Genomic DNA, 12,689 nt, shown 5'->3' with positions numbered 1-12,689 from the left:
TACGTGTGACAGTTGGTAACGTCTACTTCTGTGACCGACCGAACACCCGTGGACTGGCGTCCGCGCACCGTGCGGAACGGCGACGTGACGCTCGCCGTCGTCGAGGCCGGCGTCCCGGATGCCCCGACCGTCGTGCTGGTGCACGGCTGGCCGGACACGCACCACCTCTGGGACCAGGTCGCGCCGCTGCTCACGAGCCGTTTCCACGTCGTCGCCTACGACACCCGCGGCTACGGACAGAGCGACGCCCCCGCCGGGGACGCGCCGTATGCCCTGCCCGAGCTCGCGCAGGATCTCTTCGCGGTCATCGACGCCGTCACCGACGGCCCCGCCCACGTCGTCGCCCACGACTGGGGCTCGGTGCAGACCTGGGAGGCGGCGACGACGCCCGGCGCCGCGGACCGCATCGCGTCGTTCGTGTCGATCTCCGGCCCCAACCTCGACCACCTCGGCACCTGGGCGCGCGAGAAGCTGTCGCGACCCACCCCGTCGAACGTGGCCCAGGCGCTGTCGCAGGTCGCGTCGTCGGCCTACACGGTGATGTTCCAGATGCCGGTCGTACCGAAGGTGTTCTTCGGCGTGCTCGGCTGGGCGCCGGTGTGGCGCCGGTTCCTGCAGGCCGTCGAGGGGACGTCGCCGGCGGCGATCACGGTCGCACCGACCCTGCACCGCGACATGATCTCCGGTCTGCGCTACTACCGCGCGAACATCCGCCCACGCCTGTTCCACCCGACGCCGGGCTCGACCGACATCCCGGTGCTCGAACTCGTGAACACGCGCGACATCGCGCTGCGTGCGGCCATCTTCGACAACACCCCGCGATACGCACCGCGCCTCTGGCGTCGGGACCTCCCCACCGGCCACTGGTTGCCCTACTCCCGACCGCGCCTCGTAGCCGACCGCGCGACCGAGTTCATCGAGGCCATCGAGTCGGGCGCGGGCGGATCGGGCTCGGCGCCGTCCTCGCTCGATCGTCTCGCCGTGACCGGCCCTCGCGGTCCCCTCGCGGGCCGACTCGCGGTGATCACCGGCGCCGGCAGCGGGATCGGACGCGAGACGGCGATCCTGTTCGCCCGCACCGGGGCCGAGGTCGTCTGCAGCGACATCGACCTCGACGGCGCCCGCACCACCGTCGAGGCGATCGCCACACTCGGGGGCACCGCGCACGCCTACCCGCTCGACGTCTCCGACGACGCGGCGTTCGCGTCGTTCACCGAGGAGGTCGCGAAGGCGCACGGCGTCCCCGACATCGTCGTCAACAACGCCGGGATCGGCCTCGCGGGATCGCTGCTCGACGCCACCGACGCGCAGATCCGACGCCTCGTCGACATCAACCTCATCGGGGTCGCCACCGGCAGCCGGTACTTCGGCCGGCAGATGGTGCAGCGCGGCGAGGGCGGACACATCGTCAACCTCGCGTCCGCGGCGGCGTTCACACCCCAGCGGGGGCTCGGCGCGTACGCGGCCACGAAGGCCGGGGTCCTACTGCTCAGCGAGTCGCTCAGAGCCGAACTCGCCGACGCGCACATCGGCGTCTCCGCGATCTGTCCGGGAATCGTCGACACCAAGATCGTCTCGACCACCGAGTTCGCCGGATCCACCGGTGACGAACAGAGACGACGCCAGGACCGCATGGACGCGGCCTACCGCCGCCGCGGCTACACCCCCGACAGGGTGGCCCGCCGGATCCTCGACGCCGTGCTGCGGAACCGCGCGGTCGTCCCCGTCACCCCCGAGGCCGCGGTCGGGTACCGCGTCTACCGCTTCGTCCCGGCGCTCTCGCGCCGCATGGCCCGTACGTCCCTGGTGTGAGGAGCACGCACATGTCCCGACCGCAGACTTTTGCCACCCCCGAGATCGCCGATCCCGGACCGGTCCACCTGCAGGCCCGCAACGTGGCGTTCGACCTCGAACACACGCCGCTGCACTGGATCCCGGGCCACCCGATCGCGTCGAACGTCATCAGTGTGCTGAACCTGCTGCTCCCCGAGGGCGAGCGCTGGTTCGTCACCACCTACAACGAGGCACTGCCGCTCGTCGCCGACGAGGAGCTCGCCGCGACCATGCGCGGGTTCGTCGGCCAGGAGGCGATGCACGCCGAGGCACACGACAAGGCGCTGTGGGAGTTCCTCGACCGCGAGGGCGTCGATCCCCGGCCGTTCGAGCGCCAGATGCGGTGGCTGTTCCGCAAGGCGTTGGCACCCAAGGACAACTGGGAGCCCGAGGCCCGCCGCAAGGACCTCGTCGAGCGCCTGTGGCTCATCGCCGCGATCGAGCACTACACCGCGATCCTCGGTGACTTCGCCCTGAACAACACCTGGCGTGAGCACGGCGCCGACCCCGCCATGACCGACCTGTTCACCTGGCACGGCGCCGAGGAAGTGGAACACCGCAGTGTCGCCCACGACGTCGCCACCTACTTCGGCGACGGCTACATCCGCCGCGCCCGCGCGATGGGTGTGGCCCTGTTCGGCCTGCTGATGCTGCTGCACCGCGGGAGCCGGTTCATCGCCAAGAGCGACCCGTACCGCAAGTACTCGTACTTCTCCATGTGGACCGAGTACCGTCGCGGCGCCAAGGCCGGCGTGCTGCCCACACTGCGGTCGATCGTCCTCGCCACCTTCTCCTACTTCAAGCCGTCGTTCCGCCCGGAGGAGATCGGTTCCACCGCACAGGCGGTCGCCTATCTCGCGTCGTCGCCGGCCACCCGCGCGGTCGGGCGATGACGACGACCGGCCCGTCACGCTCGGACCGGGGACGGGCGGACCTGGAGACCCTCGACCTCGAGACGGCACCGCCCCATCTCTACGGACGCTTCCGCCGCGACCCCGTCATGCGTGTCGTCGGTGCGGCGTTCTCACACCTGTACCCGCGGGTGGTCCGACGCCTGCACGTCGCGTCCGACCACGCGGTGAACACCGGTGTCACACAGGTACGTCTGGTCGACCGGACGGTCGTGGCCGAGGACGAGAACGTCGTCGCGCTGCGGTTCGAGGCACCCGACGGCGGCCAGCTCCCGCCCTGGTACGCCGGCGCCCACCTCGACCTGATCCTCCCGTCGGGACGCATGCGCGAGTACTCGCTCTGTGGCGACCCCACCGACCGCACCTACTACCGGATCGCGGTCCGTCGTATCCCCGACGGCGGTGGCGGGTCGGTCGAGGTCCACGACGACCTCCGTGTCGGCGACACGCTGTCGATCAAGGGGCCCCGCAACGCCTTCCCGCTCGCCGTCCCGGGTCTCGGGTCGCGCGCCGAGCACCTGCGGTTCGTCGCCGGCGGGATCGGCATCACGCCGATCCTCCCGATGATCCAGCTCGCCGACCGCCTCGAACTCGACTGGTCCATGGTCTACACGGGCCGCAGCCGCGACTCGCTGCCGTTCGTCGACGAGGTGCTGTCCCATGGTGACCGGGTGACGGTCCGGACCGACGACGACGGCGGGATCCCCACGGCCGACGAACTCATCGGACCCGACATCTCGCCGCGGACCGCGGTGTACAGCTGCGGCCCCATCCCCATGCTGGACGCGTTGGTGGCGCGACTGCGTGACGTGCGGGATGTCGAGCTGCACCACGAGCGGTTCGCGCCGCCGCCGGTCGTCGACGGACACCCGTTCACGGTGACACTCGCCTCGACGGGGACGGCCGTCCCCGTCGGCGCCGACGAGACCACCCTCGCCGCGCTCCGTCGGGAGCGGCCGTCCGTCCCGTACTCGTGCCGCCAGGGGTTCTGCGGGACCTGCCGGACCCGCGTCCTCGACGGCGCGGTCGATCACCGGGACACGTTGCTCACCACCGCCGAACGGGACGCCGGCTGGATGCTGTCCTGCGTGTCGAGGGCGGCCGGGGACTCGCTGACCGTCGACATCTGATCGTCGGTGGTCGCACCGCGCAGACCCCACCACGCTGCGGGGGCGGCGACGGCTGCGACCACCACGGCCACCCACACCGACTGGTGCAGGCCGTCGACGAACGTGGTCCGCACGGCGTCGAGCACCGGCCCCGTGAACTGGGCGGGCACCCGCTGCGCGACCTCCACACCGGCCATCACCGAGGACCCCGCGACCTCCCGGGCGTCCTGCGGGAGCCGTTGCAGCACCGACGAATCCGCCACGCCCGACGAGTAGACCGAGCTCAGCACCGACCCGAGGACGGCGACACCCAGCGCACCACCGAACTCGCGCGTGGTGTCGTTGACCGCGGCACCGGCACCCGCCTTGTCGGCGGGGAGGCAGTTCATCACGACGTGCGTGCACGGTCCGGAGATCAGGGCGAGGCCGGCGGCCATGGACGACATCGACCACACGATGAGGCCCCAGTACGACGCGTCGACACCCGCGATCTCGACGAGCGCGAATCCGCCTGCCATCAGCAGTGATCCGGTGGCCGCGACGGTCGCCACACCGACCATCCGCCCGGCCTGCATCGCCAGCGGCGAGATCGCCGCCATCACCACCGCGAACGGCAACGTGTGCAGTCCGGCCGAGAGGGTGCCGTAGCCCTTCACCGCCTGGAAGTACTGCGTGATGAGGAAGATGAAGCCGAACAATCCGAAGAACGCCAGCGCGATGAGACCGGACGCGGCCGCGAATCGGCGGTCGGCGAACACTCGCACGTCGAGCACCGGATGGGCCGAGCGCAGCTGCCCCCGGACGAACACGGCGAGAAGGGCGGCGGAGACGACGAACCCGCCGATGGTGCGGATGTCGGTCCACCCGTGGCGCGGGCCCTCGATGACCGAGTAGATCAACAGTCCCATCGCGGCGACGCTCAGGACGAGTCCGAGTACGTCGACCCGGCCGGCCGGCGCCGGGCGGGGCGCGGGGACGACGGCGAGGACCACGATCGTCACCACCGCGGCGAACGGCAGGTTGACCCAGAACACCGATGCCCACGAGCTGTGCTCGATGAGCCACCCGCCGAGCACCGGCCCGATAGCGACCGCGACGCCCGCGGTCGCCGCCCAGATGCCGAACGCCGCCGCGCGCTCGCGGGCGACTGTGAAGACCGACGTCAGCAGCGCGAGTGTCGCCGGGAACACGAGCGCCGCGAACACACCGAGCCCGACACGGGCCGCGATGAGAGTCGCGGTGGAGGTCGCCAGTGCGGCGGGCACCGACATCACGGCGAACCCGGCGACGCCCACCAGCAGCATCCGCCGCCGACCGATCCGGTCACCGAGGTGCCCGCCGGTGATGAGCAGTCCGGCGAAGGCGAGCGTGTAGGCGTCGACCACCCACTGCAGGTCCGACATCGATGCCGACAGGTCGCGGCTGATGCTCGGGAGGGCGACGTTGACGATCGTGTTGTCGACCATCACGAGCAGGGTGGCCAGGCACAGACCCGCGAGGGCGGACCAGCGGCGGATGGGGCTCATGGGATCTCCTCGGGCGAGAGAACGTCGTGCCATTGTTGTAGAACAGTGTTCTCTTTTAGAAGAACACTGTTCCAGTACGGTGTCAACCGTGGTCACCAGGAGGACTCCCGCGGCAGAGGTCCGCGATGCGCTGATCGCCGCCGGGCATCGGGTGCTCGCGGCGCACGGGACGAAAGGCCTGACCGTCCGCGCGGTCGCGACCGAGGCGGGCGTCGCCCCGATGGGCGTCTACAACCATCTCGACGGCAAGGACGGGCTGATGGCGGTCCTGGTGGCGGACGGCTTCAGCCGTCTCCACGCCGCGACCGTCGAATCCCCCGACACCGACCCCGTGGTCCGCCTCCGGACTGCGGGCCGCAACTACCGCGCGTTCGCGCTCGCCAACCCGACGCTGTATCGACTGATGTTCTCGGGCGAATGCGACCCCGGCGAGGCGGGTGTGGCGGCACTGGGTGCGTTGACCGAACTGATCCGCTACGGCCAGGCAGCCGGGATCGTGCGCGGCGACGATCCCGTCGAACTGACGATGGTGGTGTGGTCGTCGGTCCACGGCGCGGTCAGCCTGGAACTGGACGCCTCGGTGCCCGAGACGGTGACCGTCGGCGGCGAGCAGGTGTTCGAGGCCGTGCTCGACATGATCGAACGCGGCTGCGCCGCAGTCTGATCGGCGCCCGTCAGGGCAGGACGATCGGCGGCAGGCCGGGGATCGGGTTCGGGATGGTGCGGCGGCGAGGGATGACCGGCAGGGGCAGGCCACGCCGGGGCCGAGCCGGCGAGACATACGACGGCGCCTGCTGCTGCGGGGCCGGCGGCGCCGTGTACTGGACCGCGGGGACCTGCGCGGGCCGCGTGTCGATCGGCGCGCGGGCATCCGTCGTCGGCGCCGTGGTCGTCGGTGCCGCACCCGTGGGGGACGGCGGGGCCGTCGACGCCTGCGGTGCCGCTGTCGGCGAGGTGAAACCGACCACGGACGCGGCAGGGCGACTCGTGTCGGACCCGTGCAGCCACGGCACGGCAAGGATCACGCCGCCGAGGGCCACGGCACCTCCGACGGCCACGGCGCCGACGGCCAGACGGCGTCGGCCACCGTTGTCCACCGCGCGGCCCGAACGGCCGGCGGGCGGGGCGTAGGTGCGCGGTCCGGCGCCGGTCATCGGTTCCTCGGCGCTCTGCTCGCCGCGCACCACGTCGTGATCGCCGGTGGCGGCGAGACCCGTGTCGCGGGCCCGAGGCGTACCGGGGTTGCGTGCACCGCCCTGTTCTACCCCATGGTCGGGGTGCTCTGCCGTTCGTACGACCGAGATGGGCTGTGTGACGTCCGGTGCCCCCACGAACACGGGTGCGGCGTCCGGTACCGAGGCGTCGCCGGCGGTCGCCGTGGCGGCCTGGCGTGGTGCCTCGACGGTGTCGAGCGCGGCATCGGGTTCGTCGACCACCTGCTCGTCGACCGCTTGCTGGTCGGCAGCGGCCGCAGGCGCGGCGGGCTCGGGGTCGTGGTGGTCACCGAGATCGACCGGGACGGCCGCGTCGGTGTGCCGACCGCCCTCGACGCCGTCGTCGTCCTCCCCGTCGAGAGCGACGACCGGCAGCGACAACCGTTCCGCGAGCTCGCCGAGCAGTCCGGGCCACGACTCGTGGTCGGGCATGGCGACGACGGCGCCCACGTCGACGCCGGCCTCGCCGACCGTGCGCGAGATGATGCTCGCCGCGTCGGCCAGCTCCGTCGACAGCGCGGTGACGCAGTCGTTGCGAGACATCCGGAACATCGCGACGCGCTCGCTGCCCATCGCGAACGCGCCGTCGACGGCGGCGAGCCGCTCGCGGACCTGCGGCATCAGCTCGATGAGTTCGGCGGCCCACTTCGTGGACTCGGGTCGCGTGACGCGGCCCATCCGGACGAGGTGGTCGGCGAGGGTGAGGTCGAGCATGTGGGGGCAGAGACGGCCGTTGCCATGTTCGACGAGACTGGCGCCGGTCGTGGCGTCGACGACGGACGCGCGCAGGCCCGTCTCACCGAGTTCGACGAGAACGAACGCGGTACCCGGCGCGACATCGGCGGCGTGCAACGCCCGCCGGATGTCTCGCTGCAACGATTCCTCGAGCATGACCGCGCCGGAACGCGGCCGCCTCAACGCGCTGGACATGTCCCCCCTGGCAGCGGTGCCCGCCATCCCCCCGGCGGACGCCCGACGTCAAGGTAACACGACGATCACAGGGGCTCATCCGCTCGCCGCGACCGACACCTCCCGACGTGCGACGGCGGCGAAATCGCGACGGAGATCGACCGACCTCATCTGCGCCACATACTGACTGGCGAATCCGGGATACATTGTGGCGTTGAATCCGTCCTCGGTCAGGTACCAGCTCCGGCACCCCGAATTCCACGTCGTGCGCTGCAGTCGCCGCTGGATCGTCTCGTTGTATCGGTCCTGGGCGCCCTGCTCGACATCGAGCACCGCGAGGTCCCTGTCCACGATGGTGCGGACCGCCGTGACGATCGCGTCGATCTGCGCCTCCATGTAGACCAGCGCCGAGCTGTGGCCGGGCCCCGAGTTCGGCCCGAAGGTGATGTAGAGGTTGGGATACCCCGACACCGCGAAGCTCTTGTACGCGTACGCACCGCGTCGCCACTCCTCGCCCAGCAGCCTGCCGCCACGGCCGGTGATCGGCAGCGGCGACCCCTGCTTGGACACCTCGAAACCCGTTGCGAACACGAGGCAGTCGAAGCGGTGCTCGATGCCCTCGACGGTCCGTACTCCCTGCTCGACGATCTTGGCGATCGGCCACGTGATGAGGGTGCAGTTGTCCGCCTGCAGCGCCGGGTAGTACTTGCTCGTCATCAGCAGACGTTTGCAGCCGGCGCGGAAGTCGGGCGTCAGCTGGCGCCGCATCCACGGGTCGCGCACCTGCAGCCGCATGTTCAGCTTCGACACGGCCTCGACGACGCGCGTGGCCGGCGACTTCCACACGACACCGACGGCTACGGACTCGTGTCCGGCGAACCAGGCTGCGCGCGCGAGCGACTGGAGTCCCGGAACCGACCGGTACAGCGCCTTCGTCGTCTCGCCCACCGCGGGGTTGAACCTCGGCAGCACCCATCCCGGTGTCCGCTGGAACACCGCGACCGAGGCGGCCTGCTCGACGAGCTCCGGCACGATCTGCACCGCACTCGCCCCGGTGCCGATGACTCCGACCTTCTTACCGGTGAAGTCGTAGTCGTGATCCCATGCGGCGCTGTGCATCCGCTTCCCGGCGTACTCGTCGATGCCGGGGATGTCGGGATAGCCCGGTGTCGAGAGCGGTCCGGACGCGATGACCGCCGTCCGAGCGAGGACCGGCTCCGCACCGTCCACCGAGATCCGCCACAGTCCCGCGGGCTCGTCGAAGGTGAGGTCGGTGACGGTGGCGCCGTAGCGGATCACCCGGTCGAGTTCGTGCTCGTCGACCATCGCCTCGATGTAGCGCAGGATCTCCTCGCTTCCCGAGTAGGTCCTGCTCCAGTCGGGGTTCGGGGCGAACGAGTACGAGTACAGGCGCGACGGGATGTCGCACGCGGCACCGGGGTAGGTGTTGTCGCGCCACGTCCCGCCGGGACGATCGGAGCGTTCGAGCACGACGATGTCGTCGATGCCCTGCTGCTGCAGGCGGATCGCGGTGCCGATCCCGGCGAACCCTGCTCCGACGATGGCCGCCTGATGGATGTGGCCGGTCACGCGATCGGCTCGTAGGTGAGTTCCTTCGACCACGTGGGCTGCGGCCGCAGCAGTCGGCGGGGGTACTTGTCGGTGACCTTCACCATCGCGTCGGCGAACAGGTGGTAGGGATGTCCGCGGTCGATGACCCACCCGGCGTGGGTCTTCACGACCTGGTAGCTGAGCAGACGCTTGCCCGCGCCGCGCTCGCCGTTGTTCTTGAACCGCTTCATCGCGTCGTACAGACGCTCCTCCTTGAGGCCCATCGCCACGATGTTGTCCCGCATCTTGTTCAGCAGCGGGATGTACATGAGCGCGCCGATGAGGACGGCCGGGCTCGCGACGGCGCCGACCGACTCGATGAGCAGCTTGCGCAGACGTGCCTGCCCGATGAGGTCGAGGGCGAAGAAGTCGACCGCGAGATGACGCGACTCGTCGTTGTTGATCTTCTTGAACGCCGCGTGGCAGATCGGGTCCTCGACCTCCTCGAGGAGGAACTTCAGCAGGGCGCCGTCGAGGGCGACCTCGAGCATGGGGATCACGGTGCCCAGCACCGAGAGCGACATCTTGTCGGAGTAGCGGTCGAGCCATTCGATCGCCAGCCGGATGTTGATGTTCGGCTCGGGCACCTCGTCGGCCTCGAGCATGCCCCACCGCCGCATGAGCGCGAGTTCGGCGTTGGCGTGTTTCTGCTCCTCGGCGTGGAAGTAGCGATAGATCTCGGCGAGCGTGGGGTCCGGCGCCTTCTTCGCGAGCGCGGCGAACCCGCGGGCACCGACGTTCTCGATCCACACGAGGTCGGCCATGAACGCCTTGAGCTTCGGCTTCATCTCCTCGGTGATGAGCTCCGCGCCGGGTGCGTCCCAGTCGATGTCGGCAAGGGCCCACTGGCGGTCCTTGATGGTCTGCAGCATGTCCTCGAGAACGATCGGCATGGTCACACTCCGGTTCTGGTCGGTTCGGGGGTGGTCGGACTGGTCAGACGGTCGAGGGCGGGCAGTGCGCGGTTCAGCACACCGAGGCCCGCGGTGTAGGTGCGGGGCAGATGACGTTTGGCCGCCCAGATCAGACGGGCGTCGGGCTGCGGGACGACGTAGAGCCGGCCGCGGTCGTGGGCGTCGAGCGTGGTGCGGGCGACCTTCTCGGGTGACATCCCGGTCCAGCGCATGACGGTCTGCGCGAGCTGCGATGCGCCACCGGCGATCCTGCCGTCGACGGCGACGTTGGTCTTGACGAAGGTGGGACACAGCACGGTGACGGCGAGGTCGGACCCACCCGACTCCGCGGCGATGGTCTCCGACAGCGCCAGGACCCCCGCCTTGCCGACGTTGTAGGCCGCCATCGACGGCGCCGCGGAGAACGCGGCGGTGGAGGCGACGTTGACGAGGCCCGCGCGGCCGGATCGACGCAGCTGCGGCAGGAACTTCTCGGACCCGTAGACCATGCCCCACAGGTTGATCCCGAGGGCCCACTGCCAGTCCTCGAGACCGATCTCGCCGACCGGTCGGCCGCCGATGCCGACGCCGGCGTTGTTGATCATCAGTGACGTCGGGGCGCCGAAGTGGTCCTCGGCAAGGTCCGCGAGGGCGTCGATGTCCTCCGTGCGGGAGACGTCGCAGAAGACGGCGTGCGCCGACCCCGCGCCGCCCTGCTCGATGAGAGCGACCGTCTCCCGGGCCCGGTCGGCGTCGATGTCGGCGCAGATCACCGTGCCGCCACGGCGGGCCAGTTCGACGGCGAAGGCGCGACCGATGCCGCTGCCGGCGCCGGTGACGACGGCGCGGGCGGCGTGTGTGCGTCGATCAGTTGGCGAGCCGAACATCGGCGACGTCCTCTCTCGGTTCGGTGAGAACCCGGGTGATGAAGTGGGCGGCCTCGGCCAGTGCGCGGTTCGCCTCGGGGACGAGGCGGGGAAAGGCCTGGAAGACGTGCATCTGGCCCGGCCACACCGACAGTCGGCAGGGGCCACCGGCACGTCGGATCATCTCGGCGGCGTGTTCGGCGTCCGCGCAGAGCATCTCGGCACCGCCGGCCTGGATGAGCGTCGGCGGGAGTGGGTGCGCGGGATCGACGTCGAGCACCAGCCGCGGATCGTCGCGGACGTCGCGGATGTAGTGGTCGACCAGTGCGCGGGCCGCGGCGGCGGAGATCATGGGGTCGCGGCGGACGCGCTCGCGCTGCTGGGCGAGGCCGAGCGTCAGGTCGATCAACGGCGACATCATCACCACTGCGGACGGCTGCGTTCGACCTGCACGGGCATTGTCGGACAACAACTCCAGGATGAGGTGCCCACCGGCCGAGTCGCCGGCGAGCACGATGTCGTCCGGGGTATAGCCCAGCGCCAGCAGCCAGCGGTACGCGGCGGCGACGTCGTCGGACGCGGCGGGGTGACGATGCTCGGGTGCCAGCCGGTAGTCGACGGTGAAGGCCGGCAACCCGGTCTCCCGCGACAACCGCGCGACCAGCGAGCGGTGGGTCGCCGGCGAGCATATGGAGAACGCGCTGCCGTGAACGTAGAGGATGACCGGCCGCGCATCCGACGTCGCCGCCGCGCGCACCCACTCTCCCCGCACTCGCGCCCCGTCAGGGCCGGTGGTGTCGACGCGGTCGACGTGGGTTCCGGCAGGCAGACCGCCGCCGATGCGCATCGCCGTGGCGACGACACCGCGCGCCAGGAGGACACCACCACGGGTTGCCGGGATGACCTCGGCAAGGGGACGCAGCCAGAGGGCGGTCGTCGCGGCGAGCCACCGCGACCGCTGGGAGGGACTCACGTCGCACACACCATCACTCACAGTGCCATTTGTCAATGGCACAATCAGGGATGGAGCGGCCCCTGATGTCGGTATCGTTCTCCTCTGCCATGACCGAGTACCGGATCGACGACCTCGCCCGCGCGGCCGGGACCACCACCCGCAACGTGCGCGGATACCAGGACCGCGGGCTGCTGCCCCGGCCGCTGAAGCGTGGGCGCATCGCCATCTACACCGATCTGCACCTCGCGCGGCTGACGATGATCAACAACCTCCTCAAGCGGGGGTTCACCGCCCGCCACATCGCGGACTTCATCCGCGGGATGCAGCGCGGCGACGACCTCGCCAAGGTGCTCGGCGTCGACGAGATCCTCGCCGAACCGTGGTCGACCGCCACGTCGGAGAAGGTCACCGCCGACGAATTGCGCACCATCGTCGGCACCGCCGACGACGACGCGCTCGCAGGACTCGAGCGCATCAACCTCGTGAAGAAGGTCGGCCGCGGGTCCGACTACGTCATCCTCGACCGCGACACCGTGCACGGCATCGGGCGTCTGGTGGACCTCGGGTTGTCACTGACGTCCATCATCGAGGTGTTCGGCAAGCTCGAGGACCAGGTGGACGCCGCCGCCGGCACCCTGATCTCCGCGGCCCGCGACGAGTTCGTCTCCCGCCGCGGTGAGGGATGGGTCCCGCAAGGCGAGGAGGAGTCCGAGTGGGCGGCCGTCCTCATGGCCGAGATGCGCGGCACGGCCACCAAGGCCGCGCACAATGCGCTCAATCGGGCCCTCGACCGGACATTGCGCCTGGAACTGAAGGACTACCTCACCCAGACACCGGACGACGCCGCGAGCTGAGCGGTCTC

11 protein-coding genes are annotated in these 12,689 nt (G+C 70.4%); 5 read left to right on the top strand and 6 right to left on the bottom strand.

What is annotated here, in order from left to right; genetic code table 11:
• Positions 1–30 precede the first annotated feature (30 nt).
• Genes Q1A98_RS04405 through Q1A98_RS04395 form a run of 3 tightly spaced genes read left to right on the top strand, consistent with a single transcriptional unit; the run spans position 31 to position 3,874 of the window.
• On the top strand, positions 31–1,812 hold the full coding sequence (locus Q1A98_RS04405; protein ID WP_299570180.1) for an SDR family oxidoreductase: 1,782 nt from the start codon (positions 31–33) through the stop codon (positions 1,810–1,812).
• Positions 1,813–1,823: 11 nt separating this feature from the next.
• Positions 1,824–2,726, top strand: coding sequence for a metal-dependent hydrolase (locus Q1A98_RS04400; RefSeq protein WP_299570178.1), 903 nt, complete (start codon positions 1,824–1,826; stop codon positions 2,724–2,726).
• Positions 2,723–3,874 (top strand): PDR/VanB family oxidoreductase, encoded by a 1,152-nt coding sequence (locus tag Q1A98_RS04395; protein ID WP_299570176.1) that lies wholly within the window; start codon positions 2,723–2,725, stop codon positions 3,872–3,874. Before Q1A98_RS04400 ends, Q1A98_RS04395 begins: the two co-directional genes overlap by 4 nt.
• Here the strand turns inward: Q1A98_RS04395 and Q1A98_RS04390 are convergent.
• Entirely contained in the window at positions 3,775–5,379 is a 1,605-nt protein-coding gene (locus Q1A98_RS04390) for a DHA2 family efflux MFS transporter permease subunit (RefSeq protein WP_299570174.1), read from the bottom strand. The two genes, Q1A98_RS04395 and Q1A98_RS04390, sit on opposite strands and share 100 nt — an antisense overlap.
• An 88-nt stretch (positions 5,380–5,467) precedes the next feature.
• Between Q1A98_RS04390 and Q1A98_RS04385 the strand changes: the two genes are divergently transcribed.
• Positions 5,468–6,043 carry a TetR/AcrR family transcriptional regulator gene (locus Q1A98_RS04385; protein ID WP_299570172.1) on the top strand — a complete coding sequence of 192 codons (576 nt, stop codon included), beginning with the start codon at positions 5,468–5,470 and terminating at the stop codon, positions 6,041–6,043.
• Between the two features lie 10 nt (positions 6,044–6,053).
• Here Q1A98_RS04385 and Q1A98_RS04380 read toward each other — a convergent pair whose 3' ends face one another.
• The 5 genes from Q1A98_RS04380 to Q1A98_RS04360 form a co-directional block, all read right to left on the bottom strand.
• Complete coding sequence (locus tag Q1A98_RS04380; protein ID WP_299570170.1) at positions 6,054–7,484, bottom strand: hypothetical protein; 1,431 nt, start codon at positions 7,482–7,484, stop codon at positions 6,054–6,056.
• A 114-nt stretch (positions 7,485–7,598) separates the two neighbouring features.
• Positions 7,599–9,092: an NAD(P)/FAD-dependent oxidoreductase gene (locus tag Q1A98_RS04375; protein WP_299570167.1), complete on the bottom strand. Its 1,494-nt coding sequence runs from the start codon at positions 9,090–9,092 to the stop codon at positions 7,599–7,601.
• On the bottom strand, positions 9,089–10,006 hold the full coding sequence (locus Q1A98_RS04370; protein WP_299570165.1) for a ferritin-like domain-containing protein: 918 nt from the start codon (positions 10,004–10,006) through the stop codon (positions 9,089–9,091). Before Q1A98_RS04370 ends, Q1A98_RS04375 begins: the two co-directional genes overlap by 4 nt.
• 2 nt (positions 10,007–10,008) lie before the next feature.
• Positions 10,009–10,893, bottom strand: a complete 885-nt coding sequence (locus tag Q1A98_RS04365) for an SDR family NAD(P)-dependent oxidoreductase (protein WP_299570163.1) — start codon at positions 10,891–10,893, stop codon at positions 10,009–10,011.
• Positions 10,874–11,845 (bottom strand): alpha/beta hydrolase, encoded by a 972-nt coding sequence (locus tag Q1A98_RS04360; RefSeq protein ID WP_299570161.1) that lies wholly within the window; start codon positions 11,843–11,845, stop codon positions 10,874–10,876. Before Q1A98_RS04360 ends, Q1A98_RS04365 begins: the two co-directional genes overlap by 20 nt.
• Positions 11,846–11,934: 89 nt before the next feature.
• Here Q1A98_RS04360 and Q1A98_RS04355 point away from each other — a divergent pair, with 89 nt between their 5' ends.
• Complete coding sequence (locus tag Q1A98_RS04355; protein ID WP_299570159.1) at positions 11,935–12,681, top strand: MerR family transcriptional regulator; 747 nt, start codon at positions 11,935–11,937, stop codon at positions 12,679–12,681.
• Positions 12,682–12,689 lie beyond the last annotated feature (8 nt).

It is taken from the genome of uncultured Williamsia sp. (genome assembly GCF_947494875.1).
Lineage (GTDB): Bacteria > Actinomycetota > Actinomycetes > Mycobacteriales > Mycobacteriaceae > Williamsia_A.
The sequence above is the reverse complement of the archived record's forward strand: the minus strand, read 5'-3'. Positions and strand labels throughout refer to the sequence as shown.

Coding starts and splice junctions, on each gene's coding strand:
- Q1A98_RS04380 (WP_299570170.1), bottom strand. CDS start 7,484: ATGCTCGAGGAATCGTTGCAGCGAGACATCCGGCGGGCGTTGCACGCC.
- Q1A98_RS04370 (WP_299570165.1), bottom strand. CDS start 10,006: ATGCCGATCGTTCTCGAGGACATGCTGCAGACCATCAAGGACCGCCAG.
- Q1A98_RS04400 (WP_299570178.1), top strand. CDS start 1,824: ATGTCCCGACCGCAGACTTTTGCCACCCCCGAGATCGCCGATCCCGGA.
- Q1A98_RS04395 (WP_299570176.1), top strand. CDS start 2,723: ATGACGACGACCGGCCCGTCACGCTCGGACCGGGGACGGGCGGACCTG.
- Q1A98_RS04390 (WP_299570174.1), bottom strand. CDS start 5,379: ATGAGCCCCATCCGCCGCTGGTCCGCCCTCGCGGGTCTGTGCCTGGCC.
- Q1A98_RS04355 (WP_299570159.1), top strand. CDS start 11,935: ATGACCGAGTACCGGATCGACGACCTCGCCCGCGCGGCCGGGACCACC.
- Q1A98_RS04365 (WP_299570163.1), bottom strand. CDS start 10,893: ATGTTCGGCTCGCCAACTGATCGACGCACACACGCCGCCCGCGCCGTC.